The sequence below is a fragment of the Chryseobacterium phocaeense genome, from assembly GCF_900169075.1.
GTDB classification, from domain to species: Bacteria; Bacteroidota; Bacteroidia; order Flavobacteriales; family Weeksellaceae; genus Chryseobacterium; species Chryseobacterium phocaeense.
Genome location: NZ_LT827015.1, coordinates 3,224,179 through 3,245,553, shown reverse-complemented (window position 1 = coordinate 3,245,553; position 21,375 = coordinate 3,224,179). Strand labels below are relative to the sequence as shown.

At 38.9% G+C, this 21,375-nt stretch carries 19 protein-coding genes; 14 read left to right on the top strand and 5 right to left on the bottom strand.

From position 1 onward, the window contains the following. The first annotated feature begins 106 nt into the window (after positions 1-106). The 5 genes from B7E04_RS21505 to sucC all read left to right on the top strand — a co-directional run bounded on the left by B7E04_RS21505 (position 107) and on the right by sucC (position 5,899). Positions 107-1,435, top strand: coding sequence for a hydroxymethylglutaryl-CoA reductase, degradative (locus tag B7E04_RS21505; protein WP_080780554.1), 1,329 nt, complete (start codon positions 107-109; stop codon positions 1,433-1,435). Between the two features lie 166 nt (positions 1,436-1,601). Continuing rightward, on the top strand, positions 1,602-2,681 hold the full coding sequence (locus B7E04_RS21500) for a DUF4163 domain-containing protein (protein ID WP_228440019.1): 1,080 nt from the start codon (positions 1,602-1,604) through the stop codon (positions 2,679-2,681). 1 nt (position 2,682) lies between these two features. Beyond that, entirely contained in the window at positions 2,683-3,063 is a 381-nt protein-coding gene (locus B7E04_RS21495; protein ID WP_080780552.1) for a DUF423 domain-containing protein, read from the top strand. Positions 3,064-3,299: 236 nt separating this feature from the next. Beyond that, entirely contained in the window at positions 3,300-4,577 is a 1,278-nt protein-coding gene (locus tag B7E04_RS21490; RefSeq protein ID WP_080780551.1) for a chloride channel protein, read from the top strand. A 131-nt stretch (positions 4,578-4,708) separates the two neighbouring features. Beyond that, positions 4,709-5,899: an ADP-forming succinate--CoA ligase subunit beta gene (sucC, locus tag B7E04_RS21485; RefSeq protein WP_080780550.1), complete on the top strand. Its 1,191-nt coding sequence runs from the start codon at positions 4,709-4,711 to the stop codon at positions 5,897-5,899. A gap of 373 nt (positions 5,900-6,272) precedes the next feature. Here the strand turns inward: sucC and B7E04_RS21480 are convergent, their stop codons facing one another. Beyond that, positions 6,273-7,157 carry a mechanosensitive ion channel family protein gene (locus B7E04_RS21480; protein ID WP_080780549.1) on the bottom strand — a complete coding sequence of 295 codons (885 nt, stop codon included), beginning with the start codon at positions 7,155-7,157 and terminating at the stop codon, positions 6,273-6,275. Positions 7,158-7,251: 94 nt separating this feature from the next. Between B7E04_RS21480 and B7E04_RS21475 the strand changes: the two genes are divergently transcribed. After that, positions 7,252-7,887: a peroxiredoxin gene (locus B7E04_RS21475; RefSeq protein WP_080780548.1), complete on the top strand. Its 636-nt coding sequence runs from the start codon at positions 7,252-7,254 to the stop codon at positions 7,885-7,887. A gap of 102 nt (positions 7,888-7,989) precedes the next feature. On the opposite strand, the gene B7E04_RS21470 is transcribed toward B7E04_RS21475, so the two are convergent. Next, positions 7,990-8,580, bottom strand: coding sequence for a hypothetical protein (locus B7E04_RS21470; RefSeq protein WP_080780547.1), 591 nt, complete (start codon positions 8,578-8,580; stop codon positions 7,990-7,992). 364 nt (positions 8,581-8,944) lie between these two features. On the opposite strand from B7E04_RS21470, the gene B7E04_RS21465 reads away from it, so the two are divergent. Beyond that, on the top strand, positions 8,945-10,012 hold the full coding sequence (locus B7E04_RS21465) for a Gfo/Idh/MocA family oxidoreductase (RefSeq protein WP_080780546.1): 1,068 nt from the start codon (positions 8,945-8,947) through the stop codon (positions 10,010-10,012). 152 nt (positions 10,013-10,164) lie between these two features. Here B7E04_RS21465 and B7E04_RS21460 read toward each other — a convergent pair whose 3' ends face one another. Beyond that, positions 10,165-12,054 (bottom strand): ABC-F family ATP-binding cassette domain-containing protein, encoded by a 1,890-nt coding sequence (locus B7E04_RS21460; protein ID WP_080780545.1) that lies wholly within the window; start codon positions 12,052-12,054, stop codon positions 10,165-10,167. Positions 12,055-12,406: 352 nt separating this feature from the next. Here B7E04_RS21460 and B7E04_RS21455 point away from each other — a divergent pair, with 352 nt between their 5' ends. Beyond that, complete coding sequence (locus B7E04_RS21455) at positions 12,407-12,919, top strand: 5' nucleotidase, NT5C type (protein ID WP_080780544.1); 513 nt, start codon at positions 12,407-12,409, stop codon at positions 12,917-12,919. A gap of 147 nt (positions 12,920-13,066) precedes the next feature. Continuing rightward, complete coding sequence (locus B7E04_RS21450) at positions 13,067-14,713, top strand: alpha/beta fold hydrolase (protein WP_080780543.1); 1,647 nt, start codon at positions 13,067-13,069, stop codon at positions 14,711-14,713. Between the two features lie 114 nt (positions 14,714-14,827). On the opposite strand, the gene B7E04_RS21445 is transcribed toward B7E04_RS21450, so the two are convergent. Beyond that, positions 14,828-15,691 carry a glycoside hydrolase family 25 protein gene (locus tag B7E04_RS21445; protein WP_080780542.1) on the bottom strand — a complete coding sequence of 288 codons (864 nt, stop codon included), beginning with the start codon at positions 15,689-15,691 and terminating at the stop codon, positions 14,828-14,830. Between the two features lie 65 nt (positions 15,692-15,756). On the opposite strand from B7E04_RS21445, the gene B7E04_RS21440 reads away from it, so the two are divergent. From B7E04_RS21440 to deoC, 5 genes are all read left to right on the top strand, one after another. Further along, positions 15,757-17,019, top strand: coding sequence for an NAD(P)/FAD-dependent oxidoreductase (locus B7E04_RS21440; protein WP_080780541.1), 1,263 nt, complete (start codon positions 15,757-15,759; stop codon positions 17,017-17,019). Further along, on the top strand, positions 17,016-17,687 hold the full coding sequence (trmD, locus tag B7E04_RS21435) for a tRNA (guanosine(37)-N1)-methyltransferase TrmD (RefSeq protein ID WP_080780540.1): 672 nt from the start codon (positions 17,016-17,018) through the stop codon (positions 17,685-17,687). Before B7E04_RS21440 ends, trmD begins: the two co-directional genes overlap by 4 nt. A 376-nt stretch (positions 17,688-18,063) precedes the next feature. Beyond that, entirely contained in the window at positions 18,064-19,005 is a 942-nt protein-coding gene (locus B7E04_RS21430) for an endonuclease/exonuclease/phosphatase family protein (protein ID WP_080780539.1), read from the top strand. An 18-nt stretch (positions 19,006-19,023) separates the two neighbouring features. Further along, on the top strand, positions 19,024-19,494 hold the full coding sequence (locus B7E04_RS21425; RefSeq protein WP_062649837.1) for an Lrp/AsnC ligand binding domain-containing protein: 471 nt from the start codon (positions 19,024-19,026) through the stop codon (positions 19,492-19,494). A 4-nt stretch (positions 19,495-19,498) separates the two neighbouring features. Beyond that, positions 19,499-20,242 (top strand): deoxyribose-phosphate aldolase, encoded by a 744-nt coding sequence (gene deoC, locus B7E04_RS21420; protein ID WP_080780538.1) that lies wholly within the window; start codon positions 19,499-19,501, stop codon positions 20,240-20,242. A gap of 37 nt (positions 20,243-20,279) precedes the next feature. On the opposite strand, the gene dusB is transcribed toward deoC, so the two are convergent. Then, positions 20,280-21,278, bottom strand: a complete 999-nt coding sequence (gene dusB, locus B7E04_RS21415; protein ID WP_062649833.1) for a tRNA dihydrouridine synthase DusB — start codon at positions 21,276-21,278, stop codon at positions 20,280-20,282. Between the last annotated feature and the right edge of the window lie 97 nt (positions 21,279-21,375).

The following is a 21,375-nucleotide window of genomic DNA, read 5'->3' as shown; positions in this document are numbered from 1 at the left end:
AACAATTAACACTTACAAAATTACTATCTTTACGCATATTAATTTATGAGTGAAATCGCAAATCTGCGGTGACCTCTTACCTGTAATACAAAATAAACTTATCTGTATGAATCATAAACCGGTAGAAGGTTTCTCCAAGCTGACCAAGCAGGGGAAAATAGATTGGCTTGTCAACGAATATCTTGAAGGAAACGAGGAATATCAAAATATATTAAAACAATACTGGAACGAAAATGCTGAGCTTCAGAAGCTTCATGAGGAATTTTCTGAGAACACAATTTCCAATTTCTATATGCCTTACGGAATTGCCCCGAATTTCCTGATTGACGGGAAATTATTTGCCCTTCCGATGGCGGTTGAAGAAAGTTCAGTAGTGGCTGCCGCTTCAAAGGCTGCTAAATTCTGGATCGATAAAGGCGGTTTTAAAACAACCATCATCAACAATGAAAAACTGGGCCATACCCATTTTATATTCAATGTGGAATCCCATAAGCTTCTTCATTTCTTTAATTTCAATTTAAAGAAGAAATTACTGAGCGCTACTGAAGATATTACGGCCAATATGAGAAAACGTGGCGGCGGGATTTTAGACATTAAATTAGTGGATAAAACTGCTGAAATGCCTAACTATTATCAGCTTAAAGCAAGTTTTGATACCGTAGATTCCATGGGTGCGAATTTTATCAATTCATGTCTGGAACAGTTCGGTAAAACCATGAAGCAGGAAATTGCTGTCAGTGAAGATTTCACACAGGAAGAAAAAAACTCACTGCAGATTGTAATGAATATCCTTTCCAATTTTACGCCCGATTGTCTTGTAAGAGCTGAGGTATCCTGTAAAATTGAAGATTTAAAGGATGACAGCGGAATTTCCAATGAAGAATTTGCCGCAAAATTCAAACAGGCAGTGACCATCGCTGAAATCGAGCCTTTCCGTGCAACGACCCATAATAAAGGAATCATGAATGGAGTAGATGCCGTAGTGATTGCAACAGGAAATGATTTCAGGGCAACGGAAGCCTGTGCCCATGCCTATGCAGCGAGAGACGGACAGTATAGATCACTTACGCACTGTACCATAGATAACGGAATTTTCAGATTCTGGATCGATCTTCCGATTTCTGTCGGGGTAGTAGGAGGGCTTACGAATCTCCATCCTCTTGTAAAATTTTCTCTGGCGCTTCTTGGAAAGCCTTCCGCGCAGGAACTGATGAGTATTCTTGCCGTTTCCGGTCTGGCTCAGAACTTTGGTGCACTTCGTTCTCTGGTCACTACAGGGATTCAAAAAGGCCACATGAAAATGCACCTGCTGAATATTCTCAACCAGATGGGCGCTACAGAAGACGAAAAACAGCACTTTGTAACGTATTTTAAAGATAAAACGGTGAGCCACCATGAGGTGATCAGTGAGTTTAACAGATTAAGAGGCCAGTAATGCTGCAGATTATTTTACCCGTTATCTTCATCATCTTTGGAGTCTTTTTAAAGAAGACCACCCTAAGAGGCTTTCAGGGATCAAAAAGATTTTCCACAATGTTTATCATATTGGGAATATCAACACTGGTGGCAAAAATGATTTTAATCTACATGCATTCGAAATAATGAAAAAAATAGTATTCTTCCTTTTGATTTCAGGATTAAGTTTTTCCCAGCAGAAAAATGTAAAAATCACGAATCTGCTGCCGGAATCCGGAGATACTGTTTTCCCTGTGGTTACCTCCTCGGGAAATCCTCTGGTAGGAAAAAAGATCAATGCTTTTTTACAGGTTGATCAGCTGGAATTTGTCCCGGAATCAGGCGGAAATCCTTTTAAGAAGGTTTCTGCAGGAAACACCTCGTATTCCAGCTATGTGCATTTTTATAGCTGGGAAAAGATGGACAGTCCAAAGAATATTCTGAGTATTACAATGGAGGGGGAAGCTTCAGGAGCGTATCCTGAGAGTTTTTTTATTGCCAGGAATTTTGACCTGAGGACCGGAAATTACATCAATGTACAGGATCTTTTCAAACCGGATGCCTTAAAAGTAATTCAGGATCTCATTAAGAAAGAAATCAGGAAGCAGGTTGCTGACTTTCTGGCCATTCTAAAAGCGGAAAAGAATCCTTCAAATGAGGTGCTGGGGCAGATTGGTCTTTACGAGGGCTGCTATACGGATTATGGTTTAGACTCTATGGAATATTATTTCGGAAATGGTAAGCTGAAGTTTATTGCCCCACGATGTGCCAATCACGCCATGAGAGCACTGGATGAGCTGGATAGTCATGTGGTTGAATTTCATTATCAGACCCTGGAAAAATACTGGAGTCCGTATGCAAAAAATTTAGTGTCCGGTTCTGAGCAGACAGATCAGACAAGCGTCAGGAATAAGCTGTACAAAGGGAAAATTGATGGAAAATACCCGGTTACAGTTTTGATTAAGCGTTTGTATGATGAAAAAGATGGTGAGGCCAGCTTCAGCGCATCGTACTGGTATGATAAAAACAAAAAGCTGATAGAATGGAACGGGAATATAAAAGGAAATCATATCTCTGCTACCGAAAGTGAATACTACAGCGAGGAAGCCAGACAGTGGATGGTGACAGGTCTTGTAGAAGCCGATATTAATGGAAAAAAGATCACCGGTACCTGGCAGGATTATAAAACAAAAAAATATTTAAATCTCGAATTAGAAGAATTATAAAATGAAAACAATTACTTTAATTTTTGGTGCTGCATATGGAATGCTGTCTGTTATTTTAGGAGCTTTCGGGGCACATGCTTTAAAAAAGATCCTTTCGGTGGAAAGACTGGAAAGTTTTGAAACGGGAGTACGATATCAGATGTACGCTGCATTTTTTCTACTCATTATCGGGTATATTTTAAAATTTGAAACTTCATCTGAAAAATGGACATCCATTCTGATGATTGCAGGAACCATGCTGTTTTCTTTCAGTATTTATTTTCTGAGTCTGCAGGATTATCTGGGTGCAAACCTGAAATTTTTAGGGCCAATCACCCCGCTGGGAGGTCTTTTGATGATCCTGAGCTGGGGAATGCTTATTCTCTATTTTGCTAAAAAATAAAATTTAAAATAAAATATAAAACTTCCTGTTTGTAAACTATTCGGGAAGTATTGTATTTAGACCTAAAATACTGATGTTTTTAAAACACAAATAGCACAAATAATTCACTACGATCACTATTAAGAGACAGCATATTTGTGGAATTTGTGAAAAAACTAGTGGCATTAGTGTTTTGAAACATACATAAGGGTCAGAAATTAAGGCACAAATGATGACCACATTCAAAATCAATTTAAATGAAAATCAATAGAAGAAGACGGTTAATAAGAACATTCAATCTTCTGGATCAACCTATAAGATTTAATCCTTTTGTATTCAGCCGTACCTTTTTCATGTGGGCCTTCACCGGTCTTGTAGGCGGTGCTATTGCGGGTGGCTACTGGATTGTGCTGGAACATTTTACTGAGTTTTTAACGGAGTTTCAGGGCTGGATGGTGATTCCAACCATGGCCATTTGTGGTCTGATGGCCGGGCTGGTGATTCATTTTATCGGAGATCCCGGGGAAATTCACCTGATTGTTAACAATATCCGTTTTAATAAAGGGAAATTAGACCCTAAAAATAATCCTTCGATGATTCTTTCGTCACTATTTTGTGTGGCATCGGGAGGAAGCCTTGGGCCGGAAGCTCCATTGGTTCAGGTCACAGGTTCTACGGGGACCTATCTCGGGAAATTATTCAGGTTGAAAGGAGAAGAGCTCCGTTCGTTGAGTATTGCCGGGATGGCTTCTGGCTTCACCGCTCTTTTTGGAGCGCCGCTGGGGGGAAGTCTTTTTTCACTTGAAATCCTTCACCACAAGCATGCGGTGGAATATTATAAAGCCATTATCCCTGCCTTAGTAGCCAGCTGTTTCAGCTATGTGATGTTTGCGCTGATCATTCATCTGGGGATAGGTGCCACATGGAATCTGAAAGCCTATCATTACTCAGGAGTGTATGATTTCATCTATGCATTTTTATTCGGGGTAGTAGCTACTGTTTTTGGATGGATCTTTATTTTTGTGGTAAAATTTTTCAAAAAAGTTTTTGAATACAGATCATTCCCGATTTACATTAAAACCCTGACCGGAGGAATTATTCTGGGAATTATTGCCTATTATTTCCCGCTTACCAGATACTTCGGGCATCACGAAATCAATGAACTGATCAACGGGAATTTTGCGCTGAACTTTTTGATTCTGATTCTGGTGTTTAAAATCATTGCTATTGCTGTCACGGTAACTTCCGGATGGAGAGGCGGTTTCATTATTCCTTTGTTTTTCGTGGGAACTACTTTAGGATTAATCATTCATCAGTTATTTCCCAATGTAGATACCACTCTGGCGATTGTAAGCTGTATGGCCGCTATTAATGCCTGCGTAACAAGAACTCCGATGAGTACTACCATTATTCTGGGAACTTTAACGGGATTTACTTATTTTGTGCCGATCCTGTTCGCGAGCTTAACCGGCTATTTCCTTGCTCCGAAAATTCCGTTTATCGGCTCGCAGTCTGAGAAATTATCCGAAGAATAAGGCAGATTTCGCAGACATGTTAAAAATCAAGTTTCTTCCACTTTAATTTTTAAGTCAATAAACTTGAACTTCCATGTCTTTTTAGTAAATTTGTCAACCTTTAAATTTTAAAATAAAATAATAAAAATAATATGAATCTTCACGAGTATCAATCAAAAGAGATTTTATCAAAGTATGGAGTAGCTATCCAACGTGGTTTCGTTGCAAATAACGTAGACGAAGCTGTAGCTGCTGCTGAAAAGCTGACTGCTGAAACCGGAGCTCAGGGATGGGTTGTAAAAGCACAGATCCACGCAGGTGGACGTGGTAAAGGTGGTGGTGTAAAGTTTTCTCCAAACATGGATAAATTAAAAGAAAACGCTCAGAACATCATCGGAATGCAGCTTATTACCCCTCAGACTTCTGCTGAAGGTAAAAAAGTAAATTCTGTTTTGGTTGCAGAGGATGTATATTATCCGGGAGAATCTGAAACAAAGGAATTCTATGTTTCCATTCTTTTAGACAGAGCTGAAGGTAAAAATACCATCGTATATTCTACTGAAGGCGGGATGGATATCGAGCACGTAGCTGAAGTTACTCCTCATTTGATCCACAAAGAAATTATTGATCCGGCTTTAGGTCTTCAGGGATTCCAGGCCAGAAAAATTGCTTTCAACTTAGGTCTTGAGGGAAATGCGTTCAAAGAATTCACAAAATTCATCGCGTCTCTTTACAATGCTTATACAGGAATTGATGCTTCTCTTTTCGAGATCAACCCTGTGTTGAAAACTTCTGATAATAAAATTATCGCTGTAGATGCTAAAGTTACTTTGGATGACAACTCATTGTTCCGTCACAAAGATTTAGCTGAACTTAGAGATACAAGAGAAGAAGATCCAATGGACGTAGAAGCTGGTGAAGCTGGTCTTAACTTCGTAAAACTTGACGGTAACGTTGCCTGTATGGTAAACGGTGCCGGTCTTGCAATGGCAACTATGGATATCATCAAATTATCAGGTGGTAACCCAGCCAACTTCCTTGACGTAGGTGGTACTGCTGATGCTCAGAGAGTACAGACGGCTTTCGGAATTATCCTTAGAGATCCGAATGTAAAAGCGATCCTGATCAACATCTTCGGAGGTATCGTAAGATGTGACAGAGTGGCTCAGGGAGTTGTAGATGCTTACAGAGCAATGGGTAGCCTTCCGGTTCCATTGATCGTAAGATTACAGGGAACAAACGCTGTAGAAGCTAAACAATTAATTGACGAATCAGGTCTTCCTGTACATTCTGCAATTACTCTGGAAGAAGCAGCCAACAAAGTAAAAGAAGTTTTAGCATAAGCCTGAACTTTTAAATAATACAGAAAACCGTTTCATTTTTGGAACGGTTTTTTCTTTTTCTTTTTAACCGCAAAAGTCACAAAAGTTTTTAATGTTCAACACTTTAGAACATTTTAGTTTTAAAAGTTTTTTATCGTTCCTGAAAATCAATAAGATCACATAAGCAGAAAATCAAAGATTTTCATAAGTACTTATGTGTACTTCTATGTGTACTCTACTTATCTTTAAAATAACTTACGTGTCAAAAAACTTTTGTGACTTTTGTGGTTAAAAATATCTTTTTGTCATATGAACAGCCAAAGAAGGATCATTCAAAGGCACAAAAGAAACAAATGAAGTAAAAAAACCGCTTAAAAAAAGCGGTTGATATTTGTTATTTATCCTGATGTTCGGGGGGAAGACTTTCACCATTGGTAATGCTGATGCTTGTAGGCGTTACCAACTGAATATTATCCGCATCCAGGCGTTCCTTGATCTTCAGATAGGCCTCGCTTTTCAGCTGAACGATATTGGCCCCTATTTTCATCCAGAATTTAGCCTGTAAATTGAAATTTCCCTGCTTCAGATCTGTAAAAATAACCTCAGAAGTATCCAGCCGGTCTACACCCTCCAGATTTTTAATCACATCCAGCATTCCTTTCTGGGCTTTCGTGATATCTTCATCGGCAGGAATTTCAAAATTTAAGATAATCCTGCGCTGAGGTGATGCGGTGATGTTGTAAAACGGTGCATTAAAAATCACCTGATTGGGGATGTATGCCTTTTTGCCATCGTCAGTAATAATTTTGGTGGTTAAAAATCCTATTTCCTGAACCGTTCCCGAATGATTCCCGATGGTAATATAATCACCCACTTTAAAAGCTTTATCAATCCCGATCAGCATTCCTGAAAAAATGCTGGATACCAGATCCTTCAAAGCCACCCCGGCAATAACCCCGGCTACCCCTAAACTTCCGATAAACTTCCACAGGAAGCCGCTGAAGCCCATAATTTCAAGGGCAATAAAGGTCCCCATCAGCATAATCAGAAATCTGAAAACGCCTATCAGAGTAACCAGAGAACTTTCTTTTTTGCTTTTCGGGAAAAACTTGTGAAATAATCTTACGGCGCCTAAACTTAGGTATTTACTGGTAATAAGAAAAAAAGAGAAAACCAGAATCCCCACGATCAATTTAGGGGTAAGCTCGGCAAACCTCATGTACCAGCTTTCCAAAACCCTGTAAATAACGTCTACATAGCTGTGCTCAATGTTCTGCATGAATAAAATTTTGATTAAATATATAAATTTTCAACAAAAATTTTGCCAGTTTCAAAAAGTCTACTAAATTTGTAGACTAACAAAGCAGAATATTATGTCAATCAAACTAGGAGATACCGCACCGGACTTTCAGGCAGAGACGTCTTTAGGGGATATTAAATTTCATGATTTTTTAGGAGATTCCTGGGGAATCTTATTCTCACATCCTGCAGATTATACGCCTGTATGCACTACAGAGCTGGGTTACACTTCAAAACTGAAATCGGAATTTGATAAAAGAGGAACCAAAGTTATTGCTTTAAGTGTAGATGGAGTAGAAGACCATCAGAACTGGATTAAGGATATTAACGAAACCCAGGATACAGAAGTGCAGTTTCCCATTATTGCAGATAAAGACAGGAACATTTCAGAATTGTATGATTTTATTCACCCGAATGCATCGGTAACCGCTACAGTACGCTCATTATTGATTATAGATCCGAACAAAAAAGTAAGGCTTATCATTACCTATCCGGCGTCTACCGGAAGGAATTTTAATGAGATCCTGCGTGTACTGGATTCTCTTCAGCTGGTTGATTCGCATAGTATAGCTACTCCTGTCAACTGGGAACAGGGTGAAGATGTGATTGTACCGCCTGCCATTTCTACAGAAGATGCCAGAAAAATATTTCCGAAAGGAGTGACCGAGATAAAGCCGTATCTGAGATATACGCCCCAACCCAATACATGATTTATTTGATTTTTTATAGTTTAGTTTTAATTTGTACGAAAATCGCCCCGAAAAATTTTTCGGGGCGATTTCAATTTTTTTATTTCGGTAAATGTAAAGTGACTAGTTTACGTCTCTTGCAATGTCTTTAGCCTTCGAAGTCGGTAAATAAATACTGAATCCTACGTTGAACGTAATATTGGAGTTAAGACCTTCGCTACCAAATCCGGTTTGACCCTGATATTTAACAAGACCTTCAAGACCAATGTTTGGAGTGATAAAGTAAGAGTAACCAGGACCTACACCAAAGTCAAGACCTGTTGTAGAATTACCATTTTCAACAGATGATCCTCCGATACCTACGTTACCTTCAAAGAACCAACGTCCGTGATTCAATAAATTATCTACTCCTTTTTCACCCGGAGAAAGATAGTAACGGCCTAAACCACCTACTGCATAGTCAAATCTTGTAGGGCTTCCATTGGTTACTTTGCTGATTCCTAAATTAACATATCCACCCACGGCAACATTGTCTTCTATGAAATAAGCTCCTTTAGGCTGAATGGCAATACTGTATCCTCCACCGGTGTTTAAACCGAAGTTACTTGTTAAAAGGCTACTTCCTACCAGCCAGTTACCTTTTTGAATCTGAGCGTTAGCAGTTGCAGTTAATCCTGATACTGCCAATATTCCTGCAAAAATTAGTTTTTTCATAATTTATTATTTTAATAATTAAATGTTATCATTTGTAGATTAAAGAAAAGACAAGAAATGTGCCAGACTTCTTAATTTAAGATAAAAACTCAGAATATGTGTTAATTCCGGGATGATAGGAATGTGAATTATTTGGTCATTATTTTAACGATAATATAATTCTAATAAATCAGACGGACACCGGAATGATAAGGGCTGCAACGGTAAATCTGATTCTTCTTTCAGACTTACTTATTTAGGACTAACCGGAGGATGTAAAATACCGATAACTTTATCGCTTTTTTACAGCAGAAAATTATTTCTATACAGCTCAGATGATGGATCAGGTTTCTTTTATGAATATATTTGTTTAAAAATTAAACATATGCAATTGGTAAAAGCAGGACTTTGTGCCTTTGGAATGAGCGGAAAAGTGTTCCACGCTCCGTTTTTGAAAGAACATCCCGGATTTTTTATGGCGGCGGTAGTAGAAAGAAGCAAAGATGAATCTAAGGAAAAATACCCTGAAGCTACGATTTACCGTTCCGTAGAAGAAATGCTTCAGAGTGCAGATATAGAACTGGTGATCATCAATACTCCCGTGCAGACCCATTATGAATATGCAAAGATGGCTCTTGAGGCGGGGAAAAATATAATTGTTGAGAAACCTTTTACCGTAAGTGTTTCGGAAGCAGAAGAGCTTGTGAATCTGGCGGAATCCAAAGGACTGTTTTTAAGTGTGTATCAGAACAGAAGATTTGACCGTGATTTTTTACAGGTGCATAAAATTCTTAATGACGGAACACTGGGAAGCATCAAAGAAGCAGAGATCCGTTTTGACAGATTCCGGACCACACCAAGCGGAAAACAGCATAAAGAAGACCCTCAGCAGACAGGTTCTGGTTCCCTGCACGATCTTGGAGCCCATCTTGTAGACCAGGCGGTACAGTATTTCGGATATCCTGAAAAGCTTTTTGCCGATGTGTTTTCCATGAAAGGAGAAGAATATGCGAACGATTATTTTGAAATTCTGTTATACTATAAAGATAACCTAAGGGTAAGACTTAAATCATCTGTTTTCACCAAAGAAGCACATTATGCGTATTCTGTTCACGGAGAAAAAGGGAGCTTCCTTCAGGAAAGAACCGATAATCAGGAAAACGAACTGGTGGCCGGTGTAATTCCTGTATATGGAACAGAATGGACCGAGCCTTTGCAAGGAACGGATGGAATCCTGAATTTTTTAAACGAAAATTCAGAGACAGAAAGAATTCTTACCTCCAGTGAACCCGGAAATTATATGAATTATTATCAGCAGATCTACGAATATATCGTCTTCGGATATGCGCTGCCGTCCCAGGGAAGGGAAGTGGTGCAGAATATGAAGATCATTGATGCCTCGCTGGAAAGCTCAAAAGGAGGGAAAATAGTGTATTTAAGTGATGAGTTATAAGTTATGAGATTCTGGATTGAGATTCTGGTTAACAAAAAGGAAAATTTATAAATTTATGTGAGAGTTTAAAAATGCTTTAAACTCTCATTTTATATCTTGAAAACCTCTATTTTCTATAACTTATAACTCATAATTTATAACTTCTAACTTTTTTAAATCTCCTGAAGCTCCAGCCATCTCATCTCATATTCCTCAAGCTTTTCAGAAACAGTCTCCAGCTCGGCGGAAAGTTGGGCTACTTTCTCATATTCTGTTTCGTTATTCAATTGGTCCATGATCTTTGCGCGCTGTTGTTCAAGTTCAGGCATTTCCTTTTCTATGGTTTCCAGTTCCCTCTGTTCCTTAAAGGTCATTTTTCTTTTTTTCGCAGAAGCCTGGGAAACTTCCGGAGCTGCTACAGTTTCTTTTACCGGTTCCGGTTTGGATGCTGTATTTTTTTCCATAGCATCTTCGCGGCTCTTGGCTTCCCTGTATTCCGAAAAGGTTCCAACAAAATCCCTGATCTTTCCGTTGCCCTCAAAGGCGAGAACGTGATCTACAATTCTGTCCATGAAATACCTGTCGTGAGAAACAATGATCAGTGAACCCTGGAACTGCTGAAGGAAGTTCTCAAGAACGGTCAGCGTAGGAAGATCAAGATCATTCGTAGGCTCATCAAAAATAAGGAAATTAGGATTCTGATACAGGATGTACATCAGGTGAAGCCTCCTTTTTTCGCCGCCGGATAATTTGGAAATCGGCGAATACTGGGTCTGGTCATCAAACAGGAATAATCTCAAAAACTGTGATGCGGAAAGACTTTTTCCGTTGGCAAGAGGGTAATATTCTGCAATTTCTTTGATGAAATCTATCACACGCTCATCCTCTTTATACGTAAGTCCCTTTTGCGAAAAATACCCGAAAGAAATTGTTTCTCCTGTTTCAATAGCACCGCTGTCATATTGTTCAAGTCCCTGGATAATATTTAACAGTGTGGATTTTCCCGCACCGTTTTTTCCTACAATTCCAACCTTTTCGCCGCGCTGGAACTGGTAGCTGAAATCCTTTAGTAATAGTTTGTCTCCAAAGCTTTTGTCGATATTTTTCAACTCAAGGATCTTATTCCCGAGGCGTTTCATTTCAAAATCCAGTTCAAGTCCCTGTTTGCTGGTGTCAGTTTTAGCTACTTTTTCTGTTTCATAGAAAGCATCAATCCTACTTTTTGACTTTGTGGTACGGGCTTTCGGCTGTCTGCGCATCCATTCCAGTTCCTTTCTGTAAAGGTTGTTGGCCTTGTCGATGGTCGCATTCATATTATCCTCGCGGATCATCTTATTTTCAAGATAGGTTGCATAAGATCCGTTGTGAAGATAAAGGTTCTGATCTTCCATTTCCCAGATAATATCGCAAACGCTGTCCAGGAAATAACGGTCGTGAGTAACCAGCAATAAGGTAATTTTTGCTTTGGTTAAATAATTTTCAAGCCATTCTACCATTTCCACATCCAGGTGGTTGGTGGGCTCATCCATAATCAGAAGGGTATGCTTGTGTTCCGCTCTGGTTTCCGTTAGAAGTTTGGCCAGGGCCACACGTTTTACCTGTCCTCCGGAAAGGGTTCCCATTTTAGCCTCAAGATTGGTGATTTTAAGCTGGGAAAGGATCTGCTTCATTTCGTTTTCAAGATCCCAGGCTTTGTGGGCTTCCATATCATTCAGTGCCTTTTCAATAAAAGCATCATCAGTAGAATGAAGGGATTTGTGGTAGTTTTTAAGCGCAAGAATCGGTTCCGAATCCAGCGTCATCATAAACTCATCAATCGTAAGATCAGGATTAAAATCAATTTCCTGGTCAAACAAAACCACCTGGATATCCTTATTAATAGCTACCGTTCCACTGTCTGCAATTTCTTTCCCCATTAATATTTTAAGGAGGGTAGATTTTCCGCTTCCGTTTTTGGCAACAATGGCTATTTTGTCTCCTTCATTAATGTGAAAGGAGATGTTTTTAAATAAAAATTTGATGCCGTAAGATTTGGTAAGATTTTCTGCAGAAACGTAATTCATTGGAAGGTAGGGTTTGATATTGATTTTGTATCGAGCCGCAAAAATACGAAAATGTACGCAGAAAAGTTTTACAGAATTCAATTTGTCAGGAAGTTCGAAGAAAGAGGGCTATTGGATAATGATATCGGAACTTTATCATAGTTTATTAAACTTTAAATACGGATCCGTAGACCTGTATATCAAGTGTTACAATTGACTGCAAAGCAACTTCCAGCCTCCTTCTTCCCACTTCCAGTCATTAATTTTTAAGATTTATTTAATACCTGAAAACCGATATTTTGAAAAGACATTAACTACATTTGAAAGAGCATTTGCTCAAATTTTAATAGAATACTAAATCAGAGGTCAGAAAATGAAAAAAGTAATTGTAGATATGGACGGGGTAATGGCGGATGTCTACCACCAGCTTGTGCAGTTTGAAAAAAGAGATTCAGGTACTGAAATAGAAATCAGCCGTCTGAAGGGACAACCGGAATTAGAATCTTTTCCCAACGGTAAAAAACACGTGAATGAGATCGGTTTTTTCAGAACGCTTCCTGTTATGGAAGGAAGCCGTGAAGCGTTGGAATATTTAAATAATAAATACGAACTGTATATTGTTTCCGCAGGAATGGAGTTTCCCAACAGCTTACGGGAGAAATTCGACTGGCTGGCGGAACATTTTCCTTTCATCAGCTGGGAACAGATTGTTCTCTGCGGCAGTAAAAAAGTAGTACATGGCGATGTCATGATTGATGATTATCCTAAAAACCTGGATCATTTTGCAGGAGAAAAACTTATTTTTACCCAGCCGCACAACGAGCTGATTGAAAATGAAAATTACAGAAGGGTGCACTCCTGGGAAGAAATTATGAATATTCTTTAAAAACAGAAAAAGTTTATCATTTTTTTAGAATTACTGTCACGAACAGAAACTGTTTTACCATAAATTTAACTAAACCGGTTTAAATTTTAATAAGGTATTGTGAGTATTCAAGGGAGGAAATAAAGAATTTTGCACCAAACTTATACTATGAAAAAACTCAATACCTTACTATTCCTTTTAGGGGTTTATTCTTTCAATGCCCAGGTGATTTCCGGAACTATCATTTCCAAAAATGAGAACAGACCGGTTCCTTACGTAAAGATTGGTGTGGAAAAGGAAAATGCCGGAACAGTTTCCGATGAAAAGGGAAATTATTCCATTGACCTTACCAGATTTGATGCCTCAGGGAAAATTAAGATAGAGGTTCCCGGATATGAACCGTACATCCAAACCGTAGAGTTTTTCAGAAAGCAGGATAAGCAACAGATATTTTTAAAAGAAAAGACTAAAAATATTAAGGAGGTCAGCATTAAAGTTAAAAAGCTGGTAGATAAAAACTGGGGAGTAAATACCAAAACAAAACATGTTCTGTATTCCGTGAATCCCCAATTCAGAAGGGAGGATTTTCTTGGAGAGACTGCATTGGAATTCAATGCCAGCAAAAGATCCAAAATTAAAAATATCAATCTGAATATTGCCAGCTATACTTCCGACAGGCCAGTATTGATGAGGTACAGTATCTACTCAGAAAAAGATGGTTTCCCGGATAAAAATATCCTGGATGAAGAAATCACTGTAGAACTTACGCAGGATATGATCAAAGACGGAACCTATACCCTGGACGTTAATCATCATAATATCTGGGTGCAGGGGAAATTTTTTATCGGAATCCAGTTTCTGAAAGAATTTGAAGGCAAGATTAATATCAGTGCAGCCCTTTTCAGAACAGGATTCATGAGAAAATTTTACGGGGACTGGCATAAAATGACTCTGGCAGCACCGGCCATTAATATTGATGTAAAAGTGGATAAAAGCGCAAAGAATATTAAAGATGAAACAGCAGCCGGAGGAGATGACCTTGAAGGCCTGATCTCAGATGTTTCACAATATCAAACGGAATCAGGGAATTCTATCTACGGGAAAAATACTGCTGCAGGCGCCTATCTTCCCTTAAAAGATACCCGGCTTTATTACGAAGTTTACGGCGAAGGAGAGCCGCTTTTCCTGCTTCATGGAAATTCCGGCAGCATCAGGGATTTTTACCAGCAGATTCCGGTGCTGGCCAAACAGTTTAAAGTGATTGCAGTAGATACCCGCGGGCAGGGGAAAAGTATCGATACATCCAAAAAAGATTTCAACTACACTCAGTTTGCAGAGGATGTGAAAGCCCTTGCAGATCAGCTGGGTCTCAAAAAAATAAATATTGCAGGATGGAGCGACGGCGGGATCACAGGCCTTGAATTCGCTTTAAAATATCCTGAAACCTGTCAAAAAGTGATTGCCATCGGTGCCAATGCCTTTCCCGAAGGTGTTGATGAAAGACTTGTTTTGCATATGAAAAACCAGTTGTTGGTACTTCAGGCTGAGAATGATCCTCAGAAGTTCAATGAAAAAAGACTGGTGAAAATCATGCTGAACGAACCTCATATCTCTGAAAAAGACCTTACAAAGATCAAAAGTCCGGTATTGGTAATTGCAGGGGATAAAGACGTTATTAAGCAGGAGCATTCGGAAATGATGGCAAAACAAATCCCGAATGCAGAACTCAAAATCTACAAAGATGCAACCCATATGATTCCATTTGAGAAAGCGGATGAGCTGAATGCGGATATTGTGAGGTTTTTAGAGAAATAGCGAATAGGCGAATTTGCAAAAGGGCGAAAAGGCAAAAAAGCAAAAGGGCGAAAAGGCTAAAAGGCAAATGCGTGAGTGATCATCATTTATCATCCATCAATCATCAATCATCATTTAGTCCAGTGTCAACCTCTTCAAGGACCAGGAATTTCCGTTGTAAATGTCCAAATCTACTTTCGTATTAATGCCGTGAACGATGCCGTTTTCCGTGAACTGCCAGAAATCCCAGTGGTCATCGGGAGTGGGAGCGGGAACGTCATTGTAATTGGCCAGCCATAGTGGATAATCATCAAATTCTCCTTTCAGAAAATCCTTGTAGTAATGGTAGTACGTGTAGATAATTGGTTTTTCCCCATAAGTTTCCTCTACGATTTTGCACCATACTTTAAGGTCTTCTAGCAGTTTTTTATTGGTTTTTCGTTTGGGGATTTTTTCAATATCTAAAATAGGAGGAAGGTCGCCGCTTTCCAGTTTTACATTCGCTAAAAAATTATTGGCCTGGATTACGGGATCTTCATCTGCTCTGTAAAAATGATAGGCTCCGCGGATCAGATTGTGTTTTTGAGCTTTTGCCCAGAATTCATCAAAATGTTTGTCTGCATTGCGGTTTCCCATTGTGGCACGCATCACTACAAATTCCAGGGGAATTGTTTTGTTTCCGATGCTCAGGCTGTCCCATTTGATATCTTCCCTGTTCTGGTAATGGGAAATATCAAATCCGTAGGTTTTATCCAGGTTGTTGGTGAGGATCTTTTGAATCCTGGCCGCTTCCACTTCGCTGTTATGAAGCTTTTTATGACTGAATTTATTAAAGTATAAGGCGTAGTAATAACTGATCGATTGCTTCAGGTAAAAGCCGGTACCTATTAATGCCACAATCAAAACAGCCAATATCACTTTTCTCCGGAAAAAATAATTCTTCCGGCGGGTTTCATGCACTTTTTTGGCAGTTTTTTTGGTATACTTTTTTGGGGTCATAAAGTTTTGCAAAACTAACTTATTTCACTACTAAATGCTAAATAAAATCAGTAAATTTGTGTATTATGGAAACACGCGAAAAAATCATCATTATAGGAGGAGGATTTGCGGGGCTGCAGCTTGCAAAAACATTGAATAACAGGAACAAAAAAGTAATCGTTCTGGACCGGGTGAATCATCATATGTTTCAGCCGCTTTTTTATCAGGTTGCATGTGGGAGGATAGAACCCTCCAATATTTCCTTCCCGTTCCGGAAGATTTTTCAGCAATCCAGAAATACGCAGTTTCGTCTTACCGAAGTGAAAGAAATTGATCCTGTACACAACAGGGTGATCACTGATGAAGCTGAATTTACCTATGACAAACTGATCATTGCAACAGGATGTAAAACGAATTTCTTCGGAAACAAAGAACTGGAATCAAGAGCTTTCGGGATGAAAAATACCCAGGAAGCGATAGGCATCAGAAATCATGTGCTGATGACGTTTGAAAAGCTGATTCTGGAAAAAAGCAGAAGTGATGACGGGAACTGGAATATTGTCATCGTAGGAAGCGGCCCAACCGGTGTAGAACTGGCCGGTGCTTTTGCTGAAATGAAAAAAGAAATTCTTCCGAGAGACTATCCGTATATGAATTTTGATCATCTTAAAATTATTCTGGTGAGTTCCACCGAAAAGCCTCTTGCTGTGATGAGCAGTGAAGCCCAGGAAAAGTCTGAAAAATATCTGAAGGATCTTGGCGTGACTTTCATGAGTGGGGAGGTAGTTACAGAATATGATGGTGATAAGGTACACATGAAAAGCGGAAAAACAATTCCATCCAATAATGTGATCTGGGCAGCCGGGGTTACAGGAAATGTGGTGGCAGGATTTCCGGAAGAAAAATTAGTAAGAAACAGGTATATAGTAGACCGGTTCAATAAAATAAAAGGTTACGACAATATTTATGCAGTAGGGGATATCGCTTATATGGAAACTCCCAAGTATCCGCAGGGACATCCGCAGGTGGCCAACGTAGCCATTAATCAGGCGAAAAATTTAGGGAAAAATTTTCTGAAGAAAAATGCAGGTGACTGGGTAGAGTACGAATACAAAGACCAGGGCTCACTAGCAACCATAGGAAAACACAGAGCTGTGGTGGATCTTCCGTTTATCAAGTTCCAGGGATTCCTGGCGTGGTATTTTTGGATGTTTTTGCACCTGATGCTCATTCTGAGTGTAAGGAATAAACTTGCCGTCTTTTTCAACTGGATGTGGAGCTATTTCAATAAAGACTCTTCCTTAAGATTAATTATTTCGCCTAATAAGAAAAACAGTACAGTACAATGAGAATTGATATTATAAGCGTGCTTCCGGAATTAATGGAAAGTCCGTTTCAAGCTTCTATTTTGAGAAGAGCAGTGGATAAAGGAATCGTAGAAGTTCATTTTCACCATTTGAGAGACTGGGCTATTAATAAGCACAGACAGATTGATGATGAGCCTTATGGAGGTGGTGCAGGAATGGTGATGATGATAGAACCGCTGGATAAATGCATTTCTGAACTTAAAGCTCAAAGGGAGTATGATGAGGTGATCTATCTTACCCCGGACGGCGTTACGCTGAACCAGAAAATTGCCAATTCTCTTTCGATTAAAAAAAACCTGATCTTTTTGTGTGGTCATTACAAAGGGATCGACCAGAGGGTGCGTGATCTTCATATCACCAAAGAAATTTCAATCGGGGATTATGTTCTTACGGGAGGTGAGCTGGCGGCATGCGTGCTGGCCGATTCCATCATAAGACTGGTTCCCGGAGTTCTGAATGATGAGCAGAGTGCACTGACAGACAGTTTCCAGGATGATCTTCTCTCTCCACCTATTTATACAAGGCCTGAAGTGTACAAAGGTCTGGAGGTTCCCAAAGTACTTTTAAGTGGAAATTTTGCGAGGATTGAAGAATGGCGGCATGAAGAAGCGGTAAGAATCACACAAGAGAGACGTCCTGATTTACTTTAAAAAAGATAACTGAAACCAATCAATCCTATGCTTTTTTTTTCGCATATCTGTAAAGTTGTGGGAAAAATGGAATAAGTAGGGATACAAAAGTTAAAATAACAGAAAAATATTAGCTTATTTCTATTTTTTTTGTAGATTTATTCTTTTTAATTTAAAAAACAAGTATCGTTTTAATGTCCTTTTGGACTTAGACAGCTTTAAAAAGTTTAAATTTTTAACCATGAAATGCTTTTCTGGTAATGTTTTTTATTCACTTGTTATATTTATTGTATAAGATTAGTTTAAAAATATTATAAATAAATTAACGTCATTTGAAAAAAAATAATAAATTTACAACGGAAAAGAAAATGATAATTTTAAGATAGCAATTGTGCAGATGGAGATGTTCTCTTTTTACAATGTCGAAAATCTATTTTTACCTGATCCCAAACCTGTTCACAGGTTAGATCCTACAAGATCGGGACTGAGGAACTGGGACGAGAAGAGATATAAGAATAAGCTGTTTAAAATTTCACATGTTTTCCAATTGATGAAGGAGGAAAATGGTGTTCTTCCATTTTTAATCGGTTTGTCCGAAGTTTCCGGAAGGAAAGTACTGGAAGACCTGGTAGAAATGGAACCTTTTAATTCGGAATATGGAATTGTACATTATAATTCTATGGATGAGAGAAAGGTAGATGTTGCACTGTTATATGATAAGAGCAAAGTAGAAATTATAGATTCAGAAACTATTACCTTCTTCTTTGAAATTATAAATAAAAAAAACACAGAAAATTACGACACAACCAGAGACGTATTATTTTCTAAAATTAAATATAAAGGAACTGTTATTAATGTTTTTATCGCCCATCTTCCCTCCAAGCGAGAAAAAGACGTTAATAAACCCAAAAGAGACTTTATTCTTAATGAGATCCAGGCAAGGATCGTGAAAATTATACATGAAGAAAAGGAACATGTGATATTGTGTGGTGATTTTAACGAAAACCCTGATGATGAAAAATTAGTAAAAATTCTCTATGACAACGATCATGAGAAGGTCTTGGTAAACCCTTTTCTAGAGTTGTTCTCTACAAGAAATTATTCTACTTTTCATTATAAGTCGGGTCTGCTTTATGATCAGATTATCATGTCCGAATCCCTCTTTGGTAATGATACCCTGGTGTTTCAGAATGCACAGATTTTTAATTCTGAAAAAATAAGCAGCCGGACAAGAAATTTTGAAGGACGACCCTTCCGAACCTATGCCGGTACACGGTACTTGGGCGGATATAGCGACCACTTTCCGGTTTTTGTAAAATTTAAAGAAGCAAAAACATAAATAATAAAAAAGTAGAAAATGAAAAATTCAAGCAACACAAGTTATCATTTAGATTCAATTGACAAAGAGATCATTTACATGCTCATGGATAATGCGAAAACTTCGCTGGCCCACATTTCAAAAAATGTTGGAATTTCCACCACAGCTGTACATCAAAGAATCAAAAAACTGGAGCACGCCGGAGTTATCGAGAACTCTATTTCTTTTCTTAATCCTAAAAAGATCGGGTATAAGGTCATTTCGTATATCGGGGTATTTTTAGACCAGCCAAGTCATTATCCCGAAGTTGTAAAATCCCTGCATGATGTGAATGAGGTTGTAGAAGCTCATTATACAACAGGAAACTACACGATATTTTTAAAAGTCCTTTGTAAGGATAATGACCATCTGATGCAGATTCTGAACAAACTTCAGAAGCTGAAGGGGGTAACAAGAACTGAAACTTTCATATCTTTGGAGCAAGGTATTTACAGACAACTGAAAGTATAACGATATGAACATTGCCCAATATTTGGATTCCACCTATTTGAAAACACCTGCACAGTCAGGAATCTCAAACGAAGAAACATTACAAGTAGATAAAGATCTTGCTCAGGAAGCCATAGACCATGGTATTTTTGCAGTGATGATCCGGCCGGAGTATGTAGCGGATATTAAAAAGTATATTCAGGGAAAAAATTCAAATGTTGCGGTAGGCACCGTGATAGGTTTTCATGAAGGAACCTATACGATTGACGAGAAGCTTGCGGAAGCCTCAAAAGCAATTGAAGACGGAGCAGATGAACTGGATTTTGTTATTAATTACAAAGCCTATCTTGAAGGAAATTCCGGACAGGTAAAAGAAGAGTTTGTGAAATGTACGCAGCTTGGTCTTAAGCATCATAAAGTGGTGAAATGGATCATTGAAATAGCGGCACTCACAGACGGACAGATAGCAGATATAACCAAAAATATTTCAAACTGGGCAGAAGAAAATTTCTCTGAAGCCGATCTTCCGAATATTTTTGTGAAATCTTCTACAGGCTTTTATCAGACAGAAGGTGGAAAACCCAACGGAGCTACCTTTGAAGGCATTAAAATCATGCTGGATAACGCAGGGAAACTTCCTGTAAAAGCGGCCGGAGGAGTAAGAACCCCCGGAGATGCTGAAAAAATGATCAGCATGGGAGTGAAAAGAATAGGAACTTCCTCCGCACTGGCACTTATTAAAAACGAATCCTCATCAGACGGATATTAGAACATAAAAAAATCATCAGATTCTGATGGTTTTTTTATTATGCCTGTTGTGCCATGTATTCTTCGTAAAACTGCTGCGTTTCTTTAATCAAGGCATCCATTTCTTCCAAAGTAAAAACTTCCAGGAATTTTTTCCGGAATTCTTTAAAATGAGGAACACCACGGAAATAATTGCTGTAATGCTGTCTCATTTCAATAAGTCCTAATTTTTCCCCTTTCCATTCTGCACTCCATTCCGCATGCTGGCGGACAGCCAGTAAACGGTCTGCTATAACAGGTTCAGGCAGATGCTCTCCTGTTTTGAAAAAATGTTTGATCTCATTAAAAATCCATGGATATCCAATAGCTGCACGGCCAATCATGATCCCGTCGCAAGCATATTTCTGCTTGTATTCAAGGGCTTTTTCAGGAGAATCGATATCTCCGTTCCCGAAAATAGGGATCTCAATATTAGGATTCTGTTTAATTCTTGAAATATGTTCCCAGTCTGCTTCCCCTTTGTACATTTGCGCACGGGTTCTTGCATGTATGGTGAGTGCTTTAATGCCGGTTTCCTGCAAACGTTCCGCAACTTCATCAATATTGATGCTGGTGCTGTCCCATCCCAAACGGGTTTTTACAGTAACTGGCAGATGGGTAGAACTTACAACCGCTTTCGTAAGACGTACCATAAGGTCAATATCCTTAAGAACTCCTGCTCCCGCTCCCTTACATACTACTTTTTTTACAGGACATCCGAAATTAATATCCACCAGATCCGGATTTACCGTCTCTACAATTCTTGCGGACATCGCCATTGCTTCCTCATCACCGCCAAAGATTTGAATACCTACCGGTCTTTCATAATCGAAAATATCCAGCTTCTTGCGGCTTTTCATTGCATCACGGATCAAGCCCTCAGACGAAATAAATTCTGAGTACATCAGATCTGCCCCATGCATCTTGCACAGCCGTCTGAACGGAGGATCACTTACATCTTCCATCGGAGCCAGCAAAAGCGGAAATTCCGGCAGTTCTATATTGCCTATTTTTACCATGCCGCAAATTTACGAAATTCTAAACATTTAGGAGTATGATAATATCTATGGTGTGGATAGAGTGGAAAAGAGGGGGATGGAGAGTAATGAACCAAGA